Source organism: Sphingomonas sp., from assembly GCF_025362505.1.
Lineage (GTDB): Bacteria > Pseudomonadota > Alphaproteobacteria > Sphingomonadales > Sphingomonadaceae > Sphingomicrobium.
Window position 1 is genome coordinate 1 of sequence record NZ_JANYGG010000052.1, and the last position, 23,710, is coordinate 23,710.

Genomic DNA, 23,710 nt, shown 5'->3' on the forward strand with positions numbered 1-23,710 from the left:
CTGGGTGGTGCCGCCTACAGGACTCGAACCTGTGACCCCCGCATTACGAATGCGATGCTCTACCAACTGAGCTAAGGCGGCGCTTGTGCGAGCGGTGCGCCCGTAACAGGCGGTTGAGCGGCGGGCAAGGCTCGATCGCCGGAGCCTTCCACGATCCAGCTCGGGATGAACAACCAACCTCGACGAACATGCTTAACGGTTTGGCAACGTCTCTGGGCCAGAACCAATCCGGATTGAAACTTTGAGGGCCGTTTGCGCCATGGACAGTCTCTCCACGCACAGCAATGCGTTCACGGTCGACGGCCCGGGCGACGACTTTTCCGCCATGATCGGGGTCGACGAGCGACGGATGCATGTCCGCGCCTATAATTACTGGGTCAGCCTGCTCGAGGGTCGCGATTTCCCGTCGATCGAGGACTTCGAGCCCGACAGCGTCGCCGACTTCGCGCCGCACAGCGTGCTGCTCGATTTCACCGCCGGGCGCGACAATCCCGCCACGCCCTACATCGGCAGCGCGATCCGCGGCGAATGCGGGCTGTCCGGCGAGGTCGGCGCGATCAGCGACGTGCCCAGCCGCTCGCTGCTGTCGCGGCTGACCGACCATTACCTGCAGATCATCGCCAACCGCGCCCCGATCGGGTTCGAGGCCGAGTTCGTCAACCAGCGCGGCGCGTCGATCTGCTATCGTGGAATCCTCATGCCGCTGTCGTCCGACGGCGACACGATCGACTTCATCTATGGCGTAATCAACTGGAAGGAAGCGGCGGAGACGGCGGTCGCGACCGACCAGCCGATCGTTCCAGCACTGGCCCCGCTCAAGCTCGCCGCCGAGGCCGCACTGGCCGAGGAAGGGTCGGCAGCAGGACCGGTTCCGCACTTGAGCTGGCAGGACGGGCCGCTCCATGACGCGGCGGCCGATCCGGACGACGAACTCACCCTGTCGCTCGACGACGAGGCCGGCCTTGCCGATCGGCTGTCGGCGGCACGCGACAGCGCCGAGGTGTGCAAGCAGCATGACGGGCGCAGCCGCGCCGCGCTCTATCGCGCGCTGGCAATGGCCTATGATTTCGCGGTGGCGGCGCGGCGCGCGACCGCCGACTATGCCGAGATCCTTGAGGACGCCGGGGTCAAGGCGCAGGCCCGCGCGCCGATGACGCCGATCGTCAAGCTCGTTTTCGGTATCGACTACGACAAGACGCGGCTGACCGAGTTCGCCGCCGCGCTCAGTTTTGCCGAACGCTGCGGAGTTGATTTTGGCGCGTTCCTCGCCTTCATCGAGGGCCAGCCGGGCGGGCTTAAGGCGCTGGTCGCGGGCGAGCGCACGGCGCGCCGGCCTGCCTCGGCGCCCGAGCCAGTCGATCCACGCCTGGTGCTGCGCGGACGCCCTGCGATGGCGCTCGCCGACCTCCCGACCAACGAGGAATATGCGCTTGTCCTGACCCGCCGCAATGCCGCCGGCGTGCACGAGATCGTCAGCGTGGTGAGCGACGACACGCTGCTCGAACGCGCGTTGCGCCGGAGCGTCTGACCGGGCAGCACGCGAGATACGGTAAAAATCCGAGCTAGATCGCGCCGCCGGGTGGGCGGACATCCCGTCCCCCGCCCATTCGACGAAAGACGGCGCTGTGACCAGCGGTTTCGCGCCCACATCGGCGCTCGGACGGTGACAAGGCGCCGGTGGACGATCCGTCCTGAAATTTCAAACAGGCAACGTCGGTCAACGAACGCGTCGACGCCCCGCCACTCTCGGCGCCTCTCATTGTGATGGGCGATCCCTACTGGCGCAGGCGTTACGCAGAAGCGCTCGAGAAAGCCGACCAGGCTCCGGACCCGAGGTTGCGCGCGCTCTACCTCAAGCTCGCCGAATATTATCGCTCGATGCTAGATTCGGCCAGCGAGACGCGCCGATCCGACGACAAAAACTGATCGCTGAGGCGGAGCGGAATCACGCCAGTCCGACGGTCTGCCACGGGGCCGTGTCCGCGAGCATGGCGATGTGAAGCGCTTCCGCCGTCGAACGCGCGCCGAGCTTGGTCAGCATATGGGCGCGATGCATTTCGACCGTCCGGACGCTCAGGCCGAGAGTCCGCGCGACGATCTTGTTCGGCGCGCCCGTCAGCAGCAGCCGAAGAACCTCCTCCTCGCGCGGCGACAATGTGTGAACCTTGGCGACCGCGACCGACTTGTGGGCCGAGGCGTCGAGCCGCTTGACCAGCCCCGTCTGCACAACGTCAATCAGGGCCAGCAGTTCGGCAGCCTCGAACGGCTTCTCGATAAAGTCGATCGCGCCGGCCTTGATCGAGCGGACAGCCCGTTCGATGTCGCCGTGACCGCTGATCATCACCACCGCAAAGCGGGTCAGGTCGATCGCGTCGTCCTCCAGCATCTCGAGCCCGCTGATCAGCGGCATGCGCAGGTCGAGCAGCAGCACCGCCGGGAGGAGCGTGTCGACCAGCGCAAGGAACTCGGCTGCGGAAGAAAACGCACGAGCGCGATAGCCGGCGGCCTCGAGCAGGGTCAGGAGGGACTCCCGAAACTCCTTGTCGTCGTCGACAACGAAACACAATTTGTCTTGTTCGACCGCCACTCGGCGTGCCCCTCTAGAAGTGCGCGCCGGACTGCGGCTTCGGCCTACGATATCGCGATCTGACCGGGCGTCAATGTCCCGCATCAGGCTCCCCTCAGAACATGGGTGGGGTTGGCGTGGCGCGAGGCGCCGGTCTATAGGCCACGGCACTCGACACCGGCGGAGCAGCATCGCAATGACGGCCCACAATAGCGTCGACGAGTCCATCCTCGGCTCGCTGCGCGAGGCGCTTCTCGGCCATGGCCTGCCCGGCGAGGTCGAGGGCTTTGGCGAGGCCGAGCAGCAGGACGCCGCGACGTTCATTGCCGCGACGGCGGCGCAGCGCCGGCCGGGCGATCTGGCGATGCGGCTCGAATCGAGCGGTGGCGAGGTCGGCCGGCGGCGGATGCGGCTGGGAATCGTCAACGACGACATGCCGTTCCTGGTCGACAGCATCGCCGGTGCCATTTCCGCGCGCGGGCTTGCGGTCCACCGCCTGCTCCATCCGATCCTCAACGTCGTCCGCGATGCCGGCGGCCGGCTCGTGTCGATCGGCGGGGAAGCGGCGGGCGCCAAGGCTGAATCGATCATCTACATCGAACTCGACCGCGCCGATGCCCGTGTCCGCCACGAGCTTGAACATGAACTCGTCGATGTCCTCGCCGCCGTCCGCGCCGCGGTGTCCGACTGGCCTCGCATGACCCAGCGGATGGTCGATGACGCCGCCGGGCTCGACAAGCGCGACGTCGAGGGGGCGGCCTTGCTGCACTGGCTTGCCGACAACCATTTCACTCTCCTCGGCCACGCCAGCCTCGGCGACAACGGCGAGGCCGACGGCGGGCTCGGCGTGCTTCGCCGCGACATTGACCTGTGGGAAGGCGACGATGGCGGGGTCTTCGAGCATCTCGGCAAGGCCCGCTGGCCGGTCCAGATCCTGAAAGCCGACCGCCTCTCGCCGGTCCATCGCCGCGTGCCGCTCGACGTCATCCTTGTCCGCCACCCCCGAGGCGGAACCTCGATCTACGCCGGGCTGTGGACCAGCGCCGCGTTGCGCCGTCCGGCGGGCGAGGTCCCGGTGCTCCGCCAATGGCTGAGGGAACTCGACGCCCAGCTTGGCTTCGTCCCCAACGGCCATGCCGCCAAGGCGCTGACCCACGCCATTTCGACCCTCCCCCACGACGTCCTCATTTCGCTTGGCCCGAACGAGGTGCGCGAGGCGGCGCTGACCGCGATGTCGCTCGCCGATCGCCCGCGTCCGACGCTGCTGCTGCTCCCGGGTTCGCTCCGCCGTCACCTGTTCGCCTTCGTCTGGCTGCCGCGCGACGAGCTCACCACCCGTCGTCGTCTCGCGATCGGCCGGATGATTGGCGAGGCAGCATCATCGGTCGTGACCAACTGGTCGGTCGAGCTTGGCGACGGTGAGCTCGCCCTCATCCGCTACACGCTGCCGCTCGTGCCGGGCAGCAAAACGCCCAACGCCGCGCGGCTCGACGAACGGCTGGTCGAGATGGTCCGCGGCTGGGCGCCGGCGGTCGAGGCCGAACTCGTCCATCTCGCCGGTCCCGGCCGCGCCACCCGGCTCGCGCTGACCTTTCTGCCGCTGCTCCCGGAGGAATATCGACTGCGCACCGCGGCGGCGACGGCGGCGAGTGATATCGTCCGCCTCGCCGATCTCCACGATGGCGAGCGCGGCGCTCGGCTGGTGCGCGAGGCAGACGACAGCGGCGGCCAGCTCCATCTGCGCGTCTATCGCCGGCGCGGCCTGATCGCCTTGAGCGAGGCCGTCCCGGTGCTCGAAAATTTCGGCTTTCGTGTGATCGAGGAGGTGCCCACTTCACTCGGCGAGGCCGGACAGGGCACGATCCACGACTTTCTCCTCGAGCTTCCCGCCGGGACCGACATCGACGCCCTCATGTCGCGCGCCACGATGATCGAGGGCGCGATTTCTGCGGTGCTCGGCGGCGGCGCGGAAAACGACCCGTTCAACCAGCTCATCCTGTTCGCCGGTCTCGATCCGCGCCCGGTGGCGTGGCTCCGCGCCTGGTTCCGCTATCTGCGCCAGACAGGCGTCGCCTACGGCCTCGCCACGGTGGTCGACGCGCTGCGCCGCGCACCCCATGCGACCGAGGCGCTGATTGCGCTGTTCACCGCCGTCCACGACCCCGCCTCTCACGCCAGGGACACTTGCGCCGAAGGCGCCGCGTTCGACGCCGCGCTGCATTCGGTCACGGCGATCGACGACGACCGTATCCTGCGCCTGCTGCGCGCGGTCGTCGCGGCCACGCTGCGCACCAACGCCTTCGCCCCCGCCGCCGCCGAAGCGATCGCGTTCAAGTTTGACTCCAGCCTCGTCCCCGGCCTCCCCGCCCCCGTCCCGTGGCGCGAGATCTGGGTCTATTCGCCGCGCGTCGAGGGCATCCACCTGCGCGGCGGCCCAGTCGCCCGCGGCGGCTTGCGCTGGTCCGACCGGCGCGACGATTTCCGCACCGAGATCCTCGGCCTGCTGAAGGCCCAGCTGGTCAAGAATGCGGTCATCGTGCCGACCGGAGCCAAGGGTGGCTTTTATCCCAAGGCGCTCCCCAGCCCCGCCACGAACCGCGACGCATGGCTCGCCGAGGGCACCGAAACCTATCGCATCTTCATCCGCGCCTTGCTTTCGGTAACCGACAATATCGTCGATGAAAAAATCGTCCACCCCGACGGGGTCACCGTGCTCGACGACGACGATCCCTATTTCGTCGTCGCCGCCGACAAGGGTACCGCAACCTTCTCCGACGTCGCCAACACGATCGCGCTCGAGCGCAATTTCTGGCTCGGTGACGCCTTCGCTTCGGGCGGTTCGCATGGCTACGACCACAAGGCGATGGGCATCACCGCCAGGGGCGCGTGGATCTCGGTCCAGCGCCACTTTCGCGAAGCCGGCGTCAACATCCAGTCCGACCCGGTCCGCATCGCCGGCTGCGGCGACATGTCGGGTGACGTGTTCGGCAACGGCATGCTGCTGTCGAAGTCGATCAAGCTGATCGCCGCCTTCGACCATCGCCACATCTTCGTCGATCCCGATCCCGACCCCGCCGCCAGCTGGGCCGAACGGACACGGATGTTCGCGCTGCCCCGTTCGAGCTGGGACGATTACGACCGCAAGACGCTGAGCAAAGGTGCGATGATCGTGCCCCGCTCGCAAAAATCGATCGAGCTGACCCCCGAGGCCGCCACCGCGCTGGGCCTCGGCGAGCGCAACACCGATCCGACCGCGCTCATCGCCGCGATCCTCAAGGCGCCCGTCGACCTCCTCTGGTTCGGCGGCATTGGAACTTACATCAAAGCCTCGGCCCAACTCCATGGCGCGGTCGGCGATCCGGCCAACGACGCGCTCCGCGTCGACGCCACCGAGGTCCGCGCCAATGTCATCGGCGAGGGCGCCAACCTCGCCATCACCCAGGCCGCCCGGATCGAATTTGCCGCGCGCGACGGACGCATCAACACCGACTTCATCGACAATTCGGCGGGCGTCGACTGCTCGGACAACGAGGTCAACATCAAGATCCCGCTCAACCGCGAAATGCGCGAGGGGCGGCTGGCCGAGGACGACCGCAACCGCCTGCTGGTGTCGATGACCGACGATGTCGCCGAGCTGGTGCTCGAGGACAACCACCTCCAGAGCCTCGCTCTGTCGATCGCCGAGGCGGGCGGCGTGACCGGCCTGCCCGGCTTCGTCCGCACCGTCGAAATGCTCGAGGCGTCGGGCCGGCTCGACCGCAGGGTCGAAGGGCTCGAGGCCAGCGACGTCCTCCTGCGCCGCGCTTCGGACAATCGCGGGCTGACCCGGCCCGAGCTCGCCGTGCTGCTGTCGATGTCGAAAATGGCGCTCCAGGCCGCCGCCGAGAAGCTCAGGCTTGCCGACGATCCGCTGATCGAGGCCGAGCTGTTCGCCGCTTTCCCCAAGGCGATGCAGAAAAGCCAGGGCGATGCGATCCGCGCTCACCGGCTGCGCCATGAAATCGTCGCCACCAAGGTCGCCAACCGCCTCGTCAACCGCCTCGGCCCGAGCGTCGCGCTCGACCTTACCGAGGAAGAGGGCGTGTCGCTCGGCCAGGTGGTCAGCGCCTTCCTCGTCGCCGAGCAGACGCTTGACCTCAAATCGGTGTGGCAGCGGATCGAGCAGGCGAACGTCTCCGAGCAGGCGCGCATCGCCCTGTTCGCGACCGCCGCCCGCTCGATCCGCGACCATGTCTCCGACGTGCTGCGCTCCAGCGGTGGCGAGCTTGGCGTATCCGAACTGGTCGCTTTGCTCTCGCCGGGCCTCGCCAAGGTCGCCAGCAGCCGTTCGAAGCTGATCCGCAGCGAGGTCCGCGGCGAAGCCCTGTCCCGCCGCGAGCAGCTCCTCGCGCTCGGCGCCGACGAGCAGCTCGCCGACGCGCTGATCCGGCTGTTCGAACTCGACGGCGTGTTCGCCATTGCCGGCCTGGGCGCGCGCAAGGAGCTCGACGAGGTCGCCATCACCCGCGCCTACACGAGGCTCGGCGAAGCGCTCGGGCTCGACTGGGCGCAACAGCAGGTCGCCCGCTTCACCCCCGCCGACCCGTGGGAACGGCTGCTCGTCGCCGGCCTCGGCCGCGATTTCGAGCAGCTCCGCATCGACTTCCTCGGGCGCGGGCGCGGTGACGATCCCGACGCGACCGTCGAACGCTGGGTCGAGCGCAACCAGCCGCGCATCGACCAGTTCCGCCGCCTCGTCGCGCGCGCGCGCGGTACTGGGGGGGTGACCGTCCCGATGCTCGCACAGATCGCCGCCCAGGCGCGGATCCTGCTCGCCCGATGACCCGGCTGCGCGCGGCCGTCCTCATCCCGGCGGCCGATTATCCCGAGGATCATGCCTGGGCGTTCGACGCCGAGGCAGCCGCGCTCGAGGGCGCCGGGATCGAGGTCGTCGCGCGGCGCTGGACCGATCCCGCCGCCGAAGACGGAGTCGACCTCGTCCTGCCGCTGACCGCCTGGGGCTATCACGCACGGCAGTCCGAGTGGCTCAGCCTGCTCGACCGGCTCGAAACGGCGCCCGTCGCGACCCTCAACCCGGTCGCGCTGCTACGCTGGAACAGCGACAAGGCCTATCTCGCCGAGCTTTCCGACGCCGGCGTGCCCACCGTCCCGACGATCGCTGTCGATGCGCTCGACGAGGCCGCGCTGGCCGCCGCCCGGGCCCGCTTCCAGGCGACTGAACTGGTCGTCAAGCCACCGGTCGGCGCCGCCGCCCACGGCACCTACCGCCTCGCGATGGGCGACGCCGTCCCCGCCGCGGTGGCCGGCCTGAGGATGCTGGTCCAGCCGTTCCAGCGCGGCATCGCACTTCGCGGCGAGTTGTCGCTGATGGTCTTCGGCGGCGCCTACAGCCACGCCATCGTCAAATATCCCAAGCCCGGCGACTTCCGCGTCCAGCCGCATCTTGGCGGGCGCGACGAGCCGGTCGAAGCCCCGCCCGAGGCGATCGCGCTGGCCCGTGCCGCGCTCGCCGCGACCCCGGCCGCAGCGGCCTACGCCCGTGTCGACATGATCGCCGACGAGGATGGCGACTGGCGGATCATGGAGCTCGAGCTGATCGAACCCGCGCTATGGCTCCCCCGCGCGCCCGGCAGCGCCGAGCGGTTCGCGACCGCGATCCGTGCTCAGGCCGAACAGATATTGGCGCAGCGCTGAGGTCAGGTTCGGCACCCGCCGCGCCGACAGCCGCGCGACATCGATCTCGGCGACGATTGCGCTCAACGCCTTCCCCTGCCGCCGCGCTTCCCGCTCCAGCGCCGCCCAGAACATCGGCTCGAGGCTGATCGACGTCTGGTGACCCGCAATCGTCATCGATCGCTTCAAGGGCGGATGATAATCGGGCCGAACTTCGGTCACCACAGCCGCCCGTCAGTACATATGTTGCCCGCCGTTGATCGACAGCGTCGACCCGGTCACGAACCCGGCCTCCTCGTCGACCAGGAACGCCACGCCGCGCGCGATCTCGCTCGCCTTGCCGAGCCGGTTAACCGGGATCTTCGCGACGATCTTGCCGAGCACTTCCTCGGGCACCGCCGCCACCATGTCGGTATCGATATAGCCCGGCGCGATCGCGTTGACGGTGACGTTGCTGCGCGCCCCCTCCTGCGCCAGCGCCTTGGTAAACCCGTGAATCCCGGATTTCGCCGCGGCATAATTGACCTGGCCATACTGCCCGGCCTGCCCGTTGATTGAGCCGATGTTGACGATCCGGCCATAGTTGCGCGCCTGCATTCCCTCGAACACCGCTTTCGCCATGTTGAAGCAGCCGCCCAGGTTGGTGTCGATCACGTCCTGCCACATCTGGTGGTCCATCCGCTTCATCGTCGTGTCGCGGGTGATGCCGGCATTGTTGACCAGCACGTCGATCGGGCCGTGGTCGGCCTCGATCTGCTTTACCCCGTCGATGCACGCCTGGTGGTCGGCGACGTCCCATTTATAGGCGTGGATGCCGGTCCGCTCGGTGAATTCGCGGGCGCGCTCGTCATTGCCGGCATAGGTCGCCGCGACGGTCATACCCTTGTTCTTGAGCGCGATGCTAATCGCCTCGCCGATCCCGCGCGTGCCACCGGTGACGATCGCTACTCTGGCCATTGTTCACTCCTGTTATGCTGAAAGGCTAGGACGCGGGCCACCATCCGGCAAGCTCCCGCCGGGCGATCGCTTCGATCATGTCCATCCCCGCCGGGCCGTCGTTGAGGCAGTCGAGACGGGCAAAGTCGGTCCCACCGGCTTCAATGAATTGCTCGCGCCCGCGAATCCCCAACTCCTCGATCGTCTCGAGGCAGTCGGCGGAGAAGCCCGGCGCGGCAATGGCAAGCTTCCTGACCCCCCGCCCGGGCAGCGCCTCGAGCACCGTATCGGTCGCCGGCTCAAGCCACTTGGCCCGCCCAAACCGCGACTGGAACGAGATCTCGGTCGGCACCGACAGACGCTCGCCGACCAGCCGCGCCGTCTTGTGGCAATGGCAGTGGTACGGATCGCCGAGCTGCAGCGTGCGCAGCGGCATGCCGTGAAAGCTCAGCAGCAGTCGGTCGGGGGTGAACTCGAGTGCCCCCAGTTGGCGCTCGAAATCCGCCACCAGCGCGTCGATATAGAGCGGGTCGTCATGATAGGGGGCGAGCGTCCGCAGCGCGGGCTGCCAGCGCCGCACCGCGATCCCCGCGAAGATCGCGTCGTTGGCGCTCGCCGTCGTCGCGCCGCTGTATTGCGGGTAAAGCGGCGCGGCGAGGATCCGCGTACAGCCCTTCGCGACCAGCGCGTCGAGCGCGCCGGCGATCCCCGGATTGCCATAGCGCATCGCGAAATCGACAATCACCGTGTCGCCAAGTCGCGCCTGCAGCGCCACCGCCTGCCGCCGCGTGATCGCCGCCAAGGGCGAGCCCTCCTCGCTCCACACCTGAGCATAGGCATGGGCACTCTTCTTCGGCCGGGTGCGCAGGATGATGCCGTGCAAAATTGGTTGCCACACGATCGCCGGGATTTCGACCACCCGCCGGTCGCTGAGGAACTCGGCGAGATAGCGCCGCACCGCTGCCGCATCGGGCGCATCAGGGGTGCCAAGGTTGATCAGCAAGACGCCGACCTTGGGCGCGGGGATGACGGGATGATCGGCGGGCGGTTGCATCATGCCGCCCTTAGAGCCTGATCGTTCGAGGCGGAAGCGTCTCGCGCTTCCACCAGGAACGTGAATCAGGCTCTGATCAACTCGAACGGGAGGCTGCGCAAGCGTCGACCGCCCCCCGCCGCCAGGGCATTGGCGATCGCTCCCGCCAAAACAGTCGAGCCGAGCCCTGACACGCCCCCCGGCGCATCCTGGCTCGGGATCAGCTCGACCTCGATTGTCGGCGTTCCTGCCAGCCGCTCGAGCCCGAGCGAGCGCAACGGCCGGGCGCGCGCCATCCCGGCGATGATCTCGGGTGGCGGCGCGGTCGCCAGCGCCAGCGCCGCCAGCAGCCCGCCCTCGACCTGCTGCCGCACCAGCCCCGGATTGATCGCCCGTCCGCAATCGACCGCCGCGACCAGTCTGTCGACCACCACCCGCTGGTCGGGGCCGACATGGACCTGCGCGAGCAACCCGATATGCGACCCGAACGCACTGGCGCAGGCAAGGCCCATGCTGCTGCCCGACGCACCGCCGTCCCACTGGCCGATCGCGGCGGCGGTCATGATCGCCCGCGCGAGCCGGACATTGCCGCCGAGCATCCCGATGCGGAACGCCAGCGGCTCGGCGCCCAGCGCCCGCGCGACCTCGTCGATGAAGCTTTCGGTCAGGAAACCCGCCATCCCGTCATAACCGCCGCGCAAATAACCGGTCGCGATCGGCAGCGACAACGGCACCCGTTCGACGCGGATCGTCGGGATGCCATAGGGCGGCACCGACGCCGCGAGATCGGCCGCCGGCTGCACGACCCCCGCCAGCCGCGCCAGCGCGCCCTCCAGCCCCGGCGCGGTGGCGATCCGCGCGCTCCACGCCGCGATCGTCCCGTCGGGCGCAGGCAACGCCGCCATCCGCGCCAGCAGCGGCGGGCGCAGCCGGTCGTGATTGGACGCGGTCGACTGCGCGATGGTCAGCTGCACCGCCCGCCCCGCGCGCGCCGCCAGCCTGACCGCGATCGGCACCGCGTCGGCCTCCAGCGCGCGGCCCGATCCGCTCCCGACCGCCATTGGGTAAAGCACCACCTGGCTGAGCGGCACGTCACCCGCCGCCGCCGCCGCCGCGCGGGCAAATTCGGGTGCCTGACACGGCGCCCACACCTCCAGCCGATCGCCGTTGAACCGCGCCGTCGCGCACAGCGGCTCGAGCCCGAGATGCTGGCCCGGCGCGATGCTGTAATTGGCCACCAGCGGCCGCGCCCCGGCCACCGCCGCGGCATAATTTCCGCGCTCGAACGCGACCTCCGCCGCGCCCCGGTCGATTGCCCCGTTGAGGATCGTTGCCAGCGTCGGCGAATCCGCGTCCGATCGCCCGGTGAAGTGCGGCGCGGCGACTACCAGCGCCCGCTCGGCCGCCGCCCAGGTGTCGCCGATCGCCGCCAGCCAACCGTCGCCTGCGACGACATCACGGACCCCCGTCACCCGCCGCGCCGCAGCCTCGGCAAAGCCGGTCAGCCGCCCGCCCGGCGGAACCATCCGCAACGACGCGAACAGCATCCCGGGCAGGCGCACGTCGGCCGCAAAACGCATCGACCCGTCACTCTTGGGCGGCAGGTCGAGCCGCGCCAGCGCTTGGCCCGCGAGTTTCCCCGTCCCCGCCGCTCGCGGCGCGACCTCGGCGGGGTCGCGGTTCGCCGCATCGGCGGCAAGCGCCCCGAAGCCGAGCCGCTTGCCCTCGTGAACCACCGCCCCGTCGGCCGTGTCGCACTCCGCCGCGCGCACCCCCCATTGCTTCGCGGCCGCCGCGATCAGCAGCCCGCGCGCCGCTGCCGCCGCGCTCCTGAGCGGCGCCTCGAACGCGCGGATGCTGGTCGACCCGGCGGTAATCCGCAGTCGCGCCCGGGTCTCCCGCACCGTCCACGGCTTGAGCCCGGCGACGTCGATCATCGGGTTGGCGTACAGCGGCGACGACGGCGCCGGCTCGACCGCCATCGTCTCCCATTTCGCGCCGAGCTCGTCGGCGACGATCTGCGCGAGGCCGGTCCAGCTGCCCTGCCCGGTCTCGGCCTGTGGCACCGCGACGGTCACCCGGCCATTGGTCGCGACCTTGATGTACGGCCCGAGCACCGCCTCCTTGTCGCGCCCGCGCAGCCCGCTGCCGAAGCGCCGCGGCCAAGCCGCCAGCGCGACGACCAGCCCGACTCCGGCGCCCCCCCCGATCAGTAGCGTGCGGCGATCGATCGCCAGCATCCTCAGTATCCGAACTGCCGCCTGAGCGCGACCCGGTCGATCTTGCCGGTGCCGAGCCGCGGCAGCGGATGGGTCGCAAAGTGGATTCTTGCCGGGATCTTGAACGCCGCCAGCTGCGGGGCGAGGAACGCGCGCAACTCCTCCTCGCCGAGCCGCGCGCCATCATTGACGTGGATCACCGCGACCGGAATCTCGCCGAGCCGCTCGTCGGGCGCGCCCATCACCGCCGCCTCGCCGACCGCGGGACAGGCATAGATCGCCGCCTCGACCTCGGCGCAGGCGATATTCTCCCCACCGCGGATGATGATGTCCTTCTTGCGGTCGACGATGAACAGATAGCCTTCCGCATCGAGATAACCGATGTCGCCGGTGCGCAGCCAGCCATCGGCGGTGAATGCCGCCGTGGTCGCCGCTGCATTGTCCCAATAGCAGCGGATGTTCGCCGCCGTCCGGATCGCGATCTCGCCGCGCTCGCCCCCGGGCAACGGGCGGTCACCGTCGCCGAAAATCGCGAGTTCCACGAACGGTGCCTGGGCGCGCCCGGTCGAGGCCGGCTTGTTGGCGTAATTGCTCCAGAAGTTCGAACAGCCCGCCGCGTTGGTCTCGGTCAGGCCATAGCCGAGCGCGGGCTGCGCGTTCGGAAATTCATGCGCGAGCCGCTCGACGTGGCTGACCGGGCGAGGCGCACCGCCAGCGGTGATGTCGGCCATCGACGACAGGTCGTATTTGCCGTGATCGGGGTGGTTCATCAACTCGAGGCTCATCGTCGGCACCCCGACGAAATAGGTGATCTTCTCGGCCTCGATCAGCCGCATCGCCTCGACTACGTCCCACTTGGGCATGATCACCATGCCGCGCCCGATAACGAAGCTGTTGAGCATCAGCGGCACTTCGCCGGTGACATGGAAGAACGGCACCGCGACCAGGGTGCGCGGCGGGTCGACCGGCGGGCGGTTCTCGCGTGTGAGGATGCCGAGCAGGGTCAGCAGCGCGGTCGCATAGGCATAGGTCGCGGTCGTTACCGCGCGGTGGGTCGACAGCGCGCCCTTGGCCTCGCCGGTCGAGCCCGAGGTGAACAGGATCGTCGCATCGTCGTCGGGGCCGATCTGTGGCAACTCGCCAGTGCCGGCGCCGTCAAGCAGCGGCGCCAGCGCGCCGTCGAGGTGCCGCTCGATCGGAAGTGTCACCACTTCATACTTGCCGCCGATCTCGGCGATCCGCTTGGCCCGCGCGGCGTCGGCGATGATCAGCTTCGGCCCGGTCAGCCTGAGCGCATGGTCGAGCTCGCTCGGCTGCCACCAGCCATTGACCAGCGTCGCGATCGCGCCGGCCTTCAGCACCGCCATGTACGTCACCACCCACGCCGGGCAGTTGCGCATCGCAATCCCCACCCGGTCGCCCTTGGCGATGCCGCGCGCGACCAGCGCCGGCGCCAGGCGATCGGCCCACGCGTTGATCTCGGCGAAGGTCAGCCGCTCGTCGCCCGCGACGACCGCCTCGACCGCGCCGTTCAGTCCGCAAAACGCATCGAACAGTCCCGGCAGCGTTGCCGGCAGGTTGGTTGCGATCGCTCGTCCCTGCTCGTCATGTCCGATCACGATACGCCCGCCCGGCCCGATTACTTCGGCCAGCGTTTCATCGAACTTCCGATCCAGCTCCGAACGCATCTTCCCTCCTTTGCCTTTATGGCTCGGGCCCTTATGAGGCGGCGAAGCCAGAGGGGGAAGCCCATGTATCATCTTGTTGTCGGGGCGATTAACTGGACCGACCTGCACCTTTCGCCGACCGCGGTCGACCTCGGCTTCTTCCAGCTCAAATGGTACAGCCTCGCCTATCTCGCGGGCATCTTCACTGCCTATTTCTATGTCAGCAAATTGCTCGACCAGCCCGGCTCGCCAATGGCCCGGCGCCATGCCGACGACCTCATCTTTTACGCCTCGCTCGGCGTTATCTTCGGCGGTCGGCTCGGCTATGTGCTGTTCTACAACCTGGGTTATTACCTCGCCAACCCGCTCGACATCGTCAAGCTGTGGGACGGGGGCATGAGTTTCCACGGCGGGGTCATCGGCACCTCGCTCGGCATCCTCTACCTTGCCCGCAAGAATGGCCTGAACTGGTTGCGCATCCACGATTATGTCGCCTGCTGCGTGTCCCCCGGGCTGTTCTTCGGCCGCTTGGCGAACTTCGTGAACCACGAGCTGTGGGGGGCCCCGACCAATGTGCCGTGGGCGGTCCGCTTCCCCGAGACGATGGCCGGGATCACCGTCCTCGGCCCGCCGCGCCACCCGAGCCAGCTTTACGAAGCCCTCCTCGAAGGCCTGCTCCTGTTTGCGATCCTGTGGGTCATGTTCTGGAAGAGCCAGGCGCGCTACCAGCCGGGCAAGCTCGTCGGCGCGTTCATCTTTTTCTATGGCAGCTTCCGCTTCGGCCTCGAATTTATTCGCGAGCCCGACGCCCAGCTGTCGCGCTTCGCCGAAGTGACCCACCTCCACATGGGCCAGTGGCTGTCCCTCCCGATGATCCTCGGCGGCCTTTACCTGATGGCCACCGCCGCCAGGCGCCGCGTGCGGGTCGAGCCGACCGTCGGGACCACGAGCGTCGCCTGAGCCGGTGGGCGACTTCGCGCACCGCCTGCGCGCGCGGATCGCCGCCGACGGACCGATCGGCGTCGACGACTATATCGCCGCCTGCAACGACCATTATTACGCGACCCGCGACCCGCTCGGCGCGGCGGGCGACTTCACCACCGCGCCCGAAATCTCGCAGATGTTCGGCGAGCTGATCGGCGCCGCGCTGGCCGACGTCTGGCTTCGCGCCGGGGCGCCCGAGGACGCGATCTTCGCCGAGGTCGGTCCGGGCCGTGGCACGCTTGCCGCCGACGCGCTGCGCGTGATGCGTGCGGCCGGTTTCTCAGGAGAGGTCCATTTCGTCGAGACCAGCCCGCTCCTTCGCGCCGCGCAAGCCCGGGCCGTCCCGGGCGCCGCCTTCCACGACGCCATCGCTGACCTGCCACCCCGCCCGCTGCTCCTCGTCGCCAACGAATTCCTCGACGCCCTGCCGATCGAGCAGCGCATCGGCGGCGAGCAACGCTGCATCGCCCTGATCGACGACGAACTCCGCTTCACCCGCGACGGCGACATCAGCGAAACCTCGCCAGCCCGCGACGCCGCCGTCAAAGCGCTGTCGATCCACCTCGCAACCCACGGCGGAGCGACCCTCGTCATCGACTATGGCTATCGCGAACCGGCCAGCGGCGACTCGCTCCAGGCCGTCCGCGCGCACCGCTTCGCCGACCCCCTCGCCAACCCCGGCGAGCAGGACCTCACTGCCCACGTCGACTTCGCCGCGGTCACCCGCGCCGCGACCGCGGCCGGCGCGCTGGCCTCCCCGATCGTCGCCCAAGGCAGCTGGCTCGAACGCCTCGGTATCGCCGCGCGGGCGATGGCGCTGGCCGCGAACAACCCCGAACGAACGCAGGAAGTCGCCGCGGCCCGCCGCCGCCTGTGCGATGCGGCCGACATGGGCGAACTGTTCAAAATCGTCGCGCTCCGCTCCTCCGGTTGGCCCGAACCGGCGGGGTTCCGCGGATGACCTGCCTCTTTGACGTCCGCCCCGCCGACGCGCCGCTCATCGCCACGCTGTTCGAGCAAAGCTTCGTCGAAGCCTTCGGCCATCTCTACGCTCCAGAAGACCTCGCCGCCTTCCTCGCCACCAAGACCCAGGCCGACTTCGCCCGCGAAATCGGCGACCCCACCTTCCATTTCCAGCTCGCCCGCCGCGACGCCGACCCGGTCGGGTTCGTCAAGCTCGGCCCGCCCGACTTCCCCGTCCAAACCCCGCCGGCCACGATCGAGTTGCGCCAGCTTTACGTCCTCGACCGCGCCACCGGCCAGGGCATCGGCGCCCGATTGATGGACTGGGCGACTGCCGCTGCCCGCGCCATTGGCGCCCGCCACCTCCAGCTCAGCGTCTACATCGACAACCACCGCGCCCGCCGCTTTTACGAACGACGCGGCTTCACTGCGATCGCCTCCTACAAGTTCATGGTCGGCAAGCACGCTGACGAGGACCTCATCATGCGGCTCGCGCTGTGACCGTCGACGTCATCACCTCGTCGGCGCTCGAAGGCATCCCTCACGGCTTCCTCGGTCGCCGCGGCGGGGTCTCGCAAGGGGTCGTCGCCGGCCTCAACGTCGGCACCGGCAGCGGCGACGACCCGCTCGCCGTCGCGCAAAACGTCCGCCTCGCCTGCGACGCGGTCATGCCGCACGCATCGCTCGCCCGCGTCTACCAGATCCATTCCGCGCTCGCCGTCACTGCCGAGCCGTGGTCGATGGACGCCCGCCTCAAGGCCGACGCGCTGGTCGCCGACCGTCCCGGCCTGCTGCTCGGCATCGTCACCGCCGACTGCGCGCCGGTCCTGCTGGCCGACCGCGAAGCCGGGGTGATCGCCGCCGCCCATGCCGGCTGGCGCGGCGCGATCGACGGCGTGACCGACGCCGCGATCGAGGCGATGGAGGCATTGGGGGCACGCCGGACACGCATCGCCGCCGCCGTCGGCCCGTGCATCGCGCAAGCCAGCTACGAGGTCGATCCCGGCTTTCGTGACCGCTTCCTCGCTGCCGACCCGGCCAACGCTCGCTTCTTTTGCGAAGGAGGCCCCGCCGCGACGCCCCATTTCGACCTCGAAGCCTATGTCGTCGCCCGCCTCCAGGCCGCCGGCCTGACCGACATCGACGCACTCGCCCTCGACACCTACCCCGACCCCGACCGCTTCTACAGCTACCGCCGCGCGACCCACCTCGGCGAGGACGACTACGGCCGCCAATTCGCGCTGATCGGCCTTGCGCCCTAGCGCCGGACCGGCCCCGGCGGTAAGCGGCTCGTAACAGGAGCAACCAGATGACCGACAGCAAGAACCCGATTAGCCGCCGCCCCAAGGCCCCGCGCACGAGTATCGGCAACCACAAGCTCAGCCCGGCGACGCTGATGATGGGTCACGGCTTCGACCCGGTGCTGTCGGAGGGCTCGCTCAAGCCGCCGATCTTCCTCACCTCGACATTCGTGTTCGAAAGCGCCGCCGACGGCAAACGCTTCTTCGAAGGCATCACCGGCAAGCGTCCGGGTGGCGCCGAAGGCCTCGTCTATTCGCGCTTCAACGGCCCCAACCAGGAAATCCTCGAAGACCGGCTGCGGCTGTGGGAGGAAGCCGAGGAGGCGCTGACCTTCTCCAGCGGCATGTCGGCGATCCACACGCTGTTCATGACCTTCGTCCGCCCCGGCGACGTGATCGTCCATTCGGGTCCGCTCTACGCCGCGACTGAAGGCCTGATCGCCAAGATCATGAGCCAGTTCGGGATCAAATATGTCGACTTCCCCGCCGGCGCGACCCGCCCGGAAATCGACGCCGCGATCGCCCGGGGCAAGGCGATGGGCCGGGTCTCGCTGATCTATCTTGAAAGCCCGGCCAACCCGACCAACGCGCTGGTCGACGTCGAGGCGGTTGCCGCCGCGCGCGCCGCGGCGTTCGGCCCCGACGAGCTCCCCCCGATCGCGATCGACAACACCTTCCTCGGGCCGCTGTGGGCCAAGCCGCTCGCCCAGGGCGCCGACATCTCGGTCTACTCCCTCACCAAATATGCCGGCGGGCACAGCGACCTCGTTGCCGGCGGGCTGACCGGATCGAAGGCGCTGCTCGACAAGGTCCGGATGATGCGCAACACGATCGGCACGATCTGCGATCCCAACACCGCGTGGATGCTCCTGCGCAGCCTCGAAACGCTCGAATTGCGCATGACCCGATCGGGCGAGAACGCGCTCAAGGTGTGCGAATATTTCCGCACCCATCCCAAAGTCGAGAGTGTCGGCTACTTGGGCTTCCTCAAGCCCGGGTCGCGCCAGGCCGACATCTTCAACCGCCACTGCACCGGCGCGGGGTCGACCTTCTCGCTCTACCTCAAGGGCGGCGAGAAAGAGGCTTTCGCGTTCCTCGACGCGCTCCAGATCGCCCACCTCGCGGTCAGCCTCGGCGGCACCGAAACGCTCGCCAGCGCCCCCGCCGCGATGACCCACCTGTCGGTGCCCGATGCGCGCAAGCTCGAGATGGGGATCACCGACAACCTCGTCCGCATCTCGATCGGGGTCGAGAATGCCGATGACCTGATCGCCGATTTCACCAACGCGCTGAACGCGGTGTGAGACGGGCGGAGCCTATTTGCTCCAGTCCTCAACCCGCCACCCGCGGTTCCGCGCCAGCTTCTCCAGTTGACCCGTCGCGTTCACCGCGACCGCTTCGTCGGCCCACTCGAACGTCGGCACATCGGTGTGGTGGTCCGAATAAAAGCGCGCGTGGACGGCAGACCGCTCGATTTGCTCCTCGGCCATCCACTCCTCGATCATCCCAAGCTTGGCCGGGCCGTAGCAATTGTCGCCAAGAATCCGCGCCAGCAGCCGTCCGTCGGACCCGCGCACCGATCGCGTCGCAATGACATCGTCGAACCCGAGCCGCTCGGCGATCGCATCGACATAGAGCGCGTAACTCGCCGTCGCCATCACCAGCCGCCGTCCCTCGGCACGGTCGCGGGCGATGGCGCGGATTGCACCCGGCCGGATATTGTCGCGGATTGTCGCCTCGGCGAATTGCTCGACCAGCGGCTTCATCTCCTCGTCACTCCGCGCATAACCGAGCAGCAGGTGGTGATTGAGCTCCTTCAGCCGCGCGCGGTCGATCGCCTTCAGCCCGAACGCCGCCATCGACCCGACCACCGCGGGCGCGAAGGCGAGCCGCCACGGCGCGCGGGCCCTGGCGCAATGGAGCAGGAACGGGGTGTAGGTGGCGCGGCGCGTGATCGTCCGGTCCATGTCGTAGATGGCGAGGTCGGTCATGCGGCTCCTGCGATAATTGCCTCGACGAGCGCGAGGTCGGACGGCTTGTCGACGTCGACCGCGGCAAGCGGGTCGGTCATCTCGACCGCGCGGATCGTCAGGCCGAGCTTCCGGCCGATCGCGGCGACCGACTGATCCAGCGTCCGCAGCCGCAGCCCCGCGCCGAGCAGCAGCGCCGGCCCGAACACGACCAGCATCCGCCAGCCCTTCTTGCGGTCCTGCTCGACCCCGCGCCACAGCGCCACCGCCCGAACCGCCTCGGCCGAGCCGAAGGCGAACAGGTTCGCGCCCGAATAGCTGCCCCCCTTGAAGCCGATCCACGTCCGCTGCGACTGCGGCAGGCGCGCCGCGAGTTTCCGCCGCTCGACCAGCCCGATGGCGAGGTCGGCGCCGGCCGCACCGGCCATGAACTGCGCAATCATCGGCGGGATCAGCAGCGCATGGTCGGCGGTCGTCACGAGCAACGGGAAGCGGGTCGCGGGATCGCGAAGGATCGCCTCGATCGTCGCCGCGATGGTCGCCCCCGAGGGTAAGATGCTCACCCGCGCGTCCCGCTCGATTACCGCCGCGATCGCCTCGGGTTCCTGCGCCAGCACCCGTACCCGCTCGATCCCCGGCACCTCGAGCAGCGCGCGCAACGGGCGGCGGACCATCGCTTCGCCCGCGACCCGGATCAGCGGCTTCAACGCTACCCCATTGGCGATCGCGAACGGATCGCCACCGGGGCGCGATCCGGCCAACAGCAGCGCGGTCCAGCCCGCCGGCTGGCTTAGCGGAACGTCTTCCATGACGAAGCGCTATAACCCCGGTCCGGGCGAGGGGAAGGATCGTTTAACTTTGCGCAAAATCATCTCGCAGATCCGCGCACTTGCCGCTTTGGCCGATTTCGCGCACTCTTGAGTTTAATGGCCGCCCCCGACCGATCCTCCCCCGCTTCAGACGGCGAGACGTTCCGCTGCAGCGGCGCGCTGACGATCGGCCGCGCCGGCTCGACCGCGCGCGAGCTCGACGCGATGCCCGAGGGCATGACAATCGACTTGAGCGACGTCGAGCGGATGGACACGGTCGGCGCGTGGCTGATCCATCGCACCCAGCGCGACCGCGGCGCGAAGCTCGTCGGTGCCGCGCCCGAGGTCGAAGCGTTGCTCGAGCAGGTCGCCGCCGCCGACCATCCGGTGCGGGTCCGCCCCGACATTCGCCCGCCGCTGACCCGCACGCTCGAAGACATCGGCACCTGGACGCTCGAAACCGGCCGCACCCTGCTCGGCCTGCTCGGGTTCTTCGGCGCGACGCTGATCGGCTTCGGCAATGTCATTCGTCAACCCAGGCGATTCCGCGTCAACGCGGTCGTCCAGGCGTTCGACAGTGTCGGGGTGCGCGCGCTTGGCATCATCGGGCTGATGAGCTTCCTCATCGGCGTCGTCATTGGCCAGCAGGGCGCGGTCCAGCTCGCCCAGTTTGGCGCCGAGGTTTACACCATCAACCTGATCGGTCGCCTGACCGTGCGCGAACTTGGCCCGTTGATGACCGCGATCATGGTTGCGGGCCGCTCGGGGTCGGCCTTCGCCGCGCAGATCGGGACGATGAAGATCACCGAGGAGATCGACGCGATGCGAACGATCGGCGTTTCCCCGATCGAGGCCCTCGTCGTTCCGCGCGTCCTCGCGGCGGTGCTGATGATGCCGCTGCTCGCCTTCTTCTCGATGCTGCTCGGCATCATCGGCGGCGGCGTTTTCTGCTGGCTCATTCTCAAGATTCCCCCCGCCACCTTCGCGATGCGCATTTCCGAGGTCGTCCCGTTGCACGACCTTTATGTCGGACTCATCAAGGCGCCGGTGTTCGGCTTCATCATCGCGCTCGGCGGATGTTTCCAGGGCATGCTCGTGTCGGGCAATTCCGAAGAGGTCGGTCGCCGCACGACGAATGCGGTGGTCCAGTCGATCTTCATGGTGATCGTGCTCGACGCGGTATTCGCGGTGTTCTTTTCGAAGATCGGCTGGCTGTGAGCGAGCCCGAAATTGTGATCTCGGTGCGCGGGTTGAAGAACAGCTTTGGCGAGCAGGTCATTCATGACGGCATTGACCTCGACGTGCATCGCGGCGAGATCATCGGCGTGGTCGGCGGGTCGGGCACCGGCAAGTCGGTGCTGATGCGCTCGATTATCGGTCTGCAGACCCCGACCGCCGGCGAGATCGAGGTGCTCGGCGAGAACATGATCGGGCGAAGCGAGGGCGAGGCCAAGAATATTCGCCGCCGCTGGGGCATATTGTTCCAGAACGGCGCACTGTTCTCGACCCTCACCGTCGCCGAGAATGTCGAGGTGCCGATCCGCGAATATTTTCCGTTCATCAAGCCGCCGTTGCTCGACGAGATTGCCGGCTACAAGATCGCGATGAGCGGGCTCGACGAGAGCGCGGCGCCGAAATATCCTTCCGAACTATCGGGCGGGATGCGCAAGCGCGCCGGTCTCGCGCGGGCGCTGGCGCTCGATCCCGAGCTGCTGTTCCTCGATGAACCGACCGCGGGGCTCGACCCGATCGGCGCGGCGGCGTTCGACGAATTGATCCGCGGGCTGCAGAAACAGCTCAACCTGACCGTGTTCCTGATCACCCACGACCTCGACACGCTCTATGCGATCTGCGACCGGGTGGCGGTGATGGCGGACCGCAAGGTGATCGCGGTTGGAACGATTCCGGAACTGCTGGCTTTAGATCATCCGTGGATCCAGGATTATTTCAACGGTCCGCGCGGCCGGGCGGCGGTGGCCCACAAGGGCGCGAACGATAGTGTGCATAAGGGGGCAGGCGGCGTGAGCGGATTGCAGGCAAGCTGATGGAAACGCGTTCGAACCATGTGCTCGTCGGCGCGGTCGTGCTGGCCCTGCTTGCCGGAGTGTTGTTGTTCACCGTCTGGCTGGCGGGGCTGTCGACCAGGGCGGCCAAATGCTTCGACATTTATTTCAGCCAGGGCGTCGGCGGAATCTCGAAGGGGACCGCGGTCAATTATTCGGGCGTGCCGGTCGGCAAGGTCGAGAAGATCGCGCTGCTGCCCAACCGCCCCGAGTTCGTGTGGGTGCGGATCGAGGTCGATGGCGAAGCGCCGGTCCTCCAGGGGACCACCGCGCAGATCAAGGGGGTCGGCTTCACCGGCGCCAGCGAGATCAGCCTCGATGGCGCGGTCAAGGGCGGCAAGCCGATCGACCAGGCCGGGCCGCAGGGCTGTCCCGTGATCCCGTCGGGATCGGGTGGGCTTGGCGCCTTGCTCAATTCGGCGCCGGAACTGCTCGACCGTATCCAGCGGCTGACCGAGCGGCTGACCGAATTGCTGAGCGACAAGAACCAGAATTCGATTGCCGATATCCTCGAGAATTTCGACAAGACCAGCCAGATCCTGGCGGCCAAGGCGCCGCAGCTGGCGAGTGCGATCACCGATGCCCAGCTCGCCGCGCGCAACGCCGGCATCGCGGCGCAGCGCGTCGGGCAGCTCGCCGACAGCACCAACCGGCTGGTCAACGAACAGGCGACCCCGGCCGCGCAGGATTTGCGAAAAGCGATCGGATCGGTCCAGCGCGCCGCCGACAATCTCGATGCGGTTGTCGCCGACGCCAAGCCGGGGCTGAACAACTTCACCAAATCGACCCTGCCCGAGGCCAACCGCCTGGTACACGACCTGCGCGACCTGTCGGGCTCGCTCCAGGGCTTCTCCGACCGCCTCAACCAGGGCGGCATCGGCGGGGCGCTCGGGCCGCCGAAACTGCCCGATTACAAGCCTGGAAAGCAACGCTGATGCGCCCTCTTCGCCTGACCCTGCTCGTCGTCCCCGCATTCGCGCTGAGCGCCTGCCTCGGTGGCGGCAAGGTTCCTCCGGTGCTGCTGACGCTGGCCGCGCAGGCCCCCGCGGCGGCGGACATGGCGCGTTCGGCGGGAGCTGGGCAGACCGTCACGATCGACGATCCAGTCACCCCCAAGGCGCTGAAATCGGTGCGGATCCCGGCGCAGGTCGGGGATACCGCGATTGCCTATATCAAGGATGCGCAGTGGATCGACATGCCCGATCACCTGTTCCAGCAACTCGTTTCGGAAACGGTCAAGCGCACCACCAACCGCGTCGTCCTCGACCCGCGCCAGTCGTCGCTCGACCCGGGCTTGCGCGTGACCGGGACGCTCGACCGGTTCGGTTATGATGCCCAGGCGGGCGCGGTGATCGTGCGCTATGACGCGGCGCTGGCGGCCACCGCCGGAGCCCGGGTCGAAACCCGCCGCTTCGAAGCCCGCGAGCCGTCGAACGGGACCAAGGACGACGTCGGCCCCGCGCTCAACCGCGCCGCCAACCGCGTCGCGACCGAAGTCGCGACATGGATCGGCAATCACGGGTAAG

At 68.4% G+C, this 23,710-nt stretch carries 21 protein-coding genes and 1 tRNA gene; 13 read left to right on the forward strand and 9 right to left on the reverse strand.

What is annotated here, in order from left to right; genetic code table 11:
- Positions 1-5: 5 nt before the first annotated feature.
- Positions 6-81 (reverse strand) — tRNA-Thr (locus Q0R27_RS04230).
- Between the two features lie 178 nt (positions 82-259).
- On the opposite strand from Q0R27_RS04230, the gene Q0R27_RS04235 reads away from it, so the two are divergent.
- A complete protein-coding gene (locus Q0R27_RS04235) occupies positions 260-1,528 on the forward strand; it encodes a hypothetical protein (protein WP_293941267.1) in 1,269 nt (422 codons plus the stop codon).
- Between the two features lie 236 nt (positions 1,529-1,764).
- A complete protein-coding gene (locus Q0R27_RS04240) occupies positions 1,765-1,926 on the forward strand; it encodes a hypothetical protein (RefSeq protein ID WP_293941270.1) in 162 nt (53 codons plus the stop codon).
- Positions 1,927-1,945: 19 nt separating this feature from the next.
- Here Q0R27_RS04240 and Q0R27_RS04245 read toward each other — a convergent pair whose 3' ends face one another.
- On the reverse strand, positions 1,946-2,587 hold the full coding sequence (locus Q0R27_RS04245) for a response regulator (protein WP_293941272.1): 642 nt from the start codon (positions 2,585-2,587) through the stop codon (positions 1,946-1,948).
- A 175-nt stretch (positions 2,588-2,762) separates the two neighbouring features.
- On the opposite strand from Q0R27_RS04245, the gene Q0R27_RS04250 reads away from it, so the two are divergent.
- Both Q0R27_RS04250 and Q0R27_RS04255 read left to right on the forward strand, forming a co-directional pair.
- Complete coding sequence (locus Q0R27_RS04250) at positions 2,763-7,388, forward strand: NAD-glutamate dehydrogenase domain-containing protein (protein ID WP_293941274.1); 4,626 nt, start codon at positions 2,763-2,765, stop codon at positions 7,386-7,388.
- Positions 7,385-8,260 (forward strand): hypothetical protein, encoded by an 876-nt coding sequence (locus tag Q0R27_RS04255; RefSeq protein WP_293941277.1) that lies wholly within the window; start codon positions 7,385-7,387, stop codon positions 8,258-8,260. Before Q0R27_RS04250 ends, Q0R27_RS04255 begins: the two co-directional genes overlap by 4 nt.
- Here the strand turns inward: Q0R27_RS04255 and Q0R27_RS04260 are convergent.
- From Q0R27_RS04260 to Q0R27_RS04280, 5 genes are all read right to left on the reverse strand, one after another.
- On the reverse strand, positions 8,174-8,416 hold the full coding sequence (locus Q0R27_RS04260) for a ribbon-helix-helix domain-containing protein (RefSeq protein ID WP_293941315.1): 243 nt from the start codon (positions 8,414-8,416) through the stop codon (positions 8,174-8,176). The two genes, Q0R27_RS04255 and Q0R27_RS04260, sit on opposite strands and share 87 nt — an antisense overlap.
- Before the next feature lie 57 nt (positions 8,417-8,473).
- Positions 8,474-9,196 carry an acetoacetyl-CoA reductase gene (gene phbB / locus Q0R27_RS04265; RefSeq protein WP_293941279.1) on the reverse strand — a complete coding sequence of 241 codons (723 nt, stop codon included), beginning with the start codon at positions 9,194-9,196 and terminating at the stop codon, positions 8,474-8,476.
- Between the two features lie 25 nt (positions 9,197-9,221).
- Complete coding sequence (gene hemH / locus Q0R27_RS04270; protein WP_293941317.1) at positions 9,222-10,229, reverse strand: ferrochelatase; 1,008 nt, start codon at positions 10,227-10,229, stop codon at positions 9,222-9,224.
- Positions 10,230-10,294: 65 nt separating this feature from the next.
- Positions 10,295-12,448 carry a molybdopterin cofactor-binding domain-containing protein gene (locus tag Q0R27_RS04275; RefSeq protein WP_293941281.1) on the reverse strand — a complete coding sequence of 718 codons (2,154 nt, stop codon included), beginning with the start codon at positions 12,446-12,448 and terminating at the stop codon, positions 10,295-10,297.
- 2 nt (positions 12,449-12,450) lie between these two features.
- Positions 12,451-14,115: a class I adenylate-forming enzyme family protein gene (locus Q0R27_RS04280; RefSeq protein WP_293941283.1), complete on the reverse strand. Its 1,665-nt coding sequence runs from the start codon at positions 14,113-14,115 to the stop codon at positions 12,451-12,453.
- Positions 14,116-14,178: 63 nt separating this feature from the next.
- Here Q0R27_RS04280 and lgt point away from each other — a divergent pair, with 63 nt between their 5' ends.
- Genes lgt through Q0R27_RS04305 form a run of 5 tightly spaced genes read left to right on the forward strand, consistent with a single transcriptional unit; the run spans position 14,179 to position 18,646 of the window.
- Positions 14,179-15,054: a prolipoprotein diacylglyceryl transferase gene (lgt, locus tag Q0R27_RS04285; protein ID WP_293941285.1), complete on the forward strand. Its 876-nt coding sequence runs from the start codon at positions 14,179-14,181 to the stop codon at positions 15,052-15,054.
- Positions 15,055-15,058: 4 nt separating this feature from the next.
- Complete coding sequence (locus tag Q0R27_RS04290; protein ID WP_293941287.1) at positions 15,059-16,039, forward strand: SAM-dependent methyltransferase; 981 nt, start codon at positions 15,059-15,061, stop codon at positions 16,037-16,039.
- Positions 16,036-16,542, forward strand: a complete 507-nt coding sequence (locus Q0R27_RS04295) for a GNAT family N-acetyltransferase (protein ID WP_293941289.1) — start codon at positions 16,036-16,038, stop codon at positions 16,540-16,542. Before Q0R27_RS04290 ends, Q0R27_RS04295 begins: the two co-directional genes overlap by 4 nt.
- Complete coding sequence (gene pgeF, locus Q0R27_RS04300) at positions 16,539-17,303, forward strand: peptidoglycan editing factor PgeF (protein ID WP_293941292.1); 765 nt, start codon at positions 16,539-16,541, stop codon at positions 17,301-17,303. The genes Q0R27_RS04295 and pgeF overlap by 4 nt, the downstream gene beginning before the upstream one ends.
- Before the next feature lie 47 nt (positions 17,304-17,350).
- The gene (locus Q0R27_RS04305; RefSeq protein WP_293941295.1) at positions 17,351-18,646 is read left to right on the forward strand and encodes a cystathionine gamma-synthase family protein; all 1,296 of its coding nucleotides are present in this window, start codon (positions 17,351-17,353) and stop codon (positions 18,644-18,646) included.
- Positions 18,647-18,658: 12 nt separating this feature from the next.
- On the opposite strand, the gene Q0R27_RS04310 is transcribed toward Q0R27_RS04305, so the two are convergent.
- Positions 18,659-19,333 carry an HAD-IB family hydrolase gene (locus tag Q0R27_RS04310; RefSeq protein ID WP_293941297.1) on the reverse strand — a complete coding sequence of 225 codons (675 nt, stop codon included), beginning with the start codon at positions 19,331-19,333 and terminating at the stop codon, positions 18,659-18,661.
- Entirely contained in the window at positions 19,330-20,121 is a 792-nt protein-coding gene (locus tag Q0R27_RS04315; RefSeq protein ID WP_293941300.1) for an NTP transferase domain-containing protein, read from the reverse strand. Before Q0R27_RS04315 ends, Q0R27_RS04310 begins: the two co-directional genes overlap by 4 nt.
- A 117-nt stretch (positions 20,122-20,238) precedes the next feature.
- On the opposite strand from Q0R27_RS04315, the gene Q0R27_RS04320 reads away from it, so the two are divergent.
- From Q0R27_RS04320 to Q0R27_RS04335, 4 genes are read left to right on the forward strand one after another with little or no spacing between them, the layout of a single operon-like run.
- On the forward strand, positions 20,239-21,339 hold the full coding sequence (locus Q0R27_RS04320) for an MlaE family lipid ABC transporter permease subunit (protein ID WP_293941303.1): 1,101 nt from the start codon (positions 20,239-20,241) through the stop codon (positions 21,337-21,339).
- Complete coding sequence (locus Q0R27_RS04325; protein ID WP_293941305.1) at positions 21,336-22,166, forward strand: ABC transporter ATP-binding protein; 831 nt, start codon at positions 21,336-21,338, stop codon at positions 22,164-22,166. Before Q0R27_RS04320 ends, Q0R27_RS04325 begins: the two co-directional genes overlap by 4 nt.
- Positions 22,166-23,119, forward strand: a complete 954-nt coding sequence (locus tag Q0R27_RS04330) for an MlaD family protein (protein WP_293941308.1) — start codon at positions 22,166-22,168, stop codon at positions 23,117-23,119. Before Q0R27_RS04325 ends, Q0R27_RS04330 begins: the two co-directional genes overlap by 1 nt.
- Positions 23,119-23,709 (forward strand): ABC-type transport auxiliary lipoprotein family protein, encoded by a 591-nt coding sequence (locus Q0R27_RS04335; protein WP_293941312.1) that lies wholly within the window; start codon positions 23,119-23,121, stop codon positions 23,707-23,709. The genes Q0R27_RS04330 and Q0R27_RS04335 overlap by 1 nt, the downstream gene beginning before the upstream one ends.
- The last annotated feature ends 1 nt before the right edge of the window (position 23,710 follow it).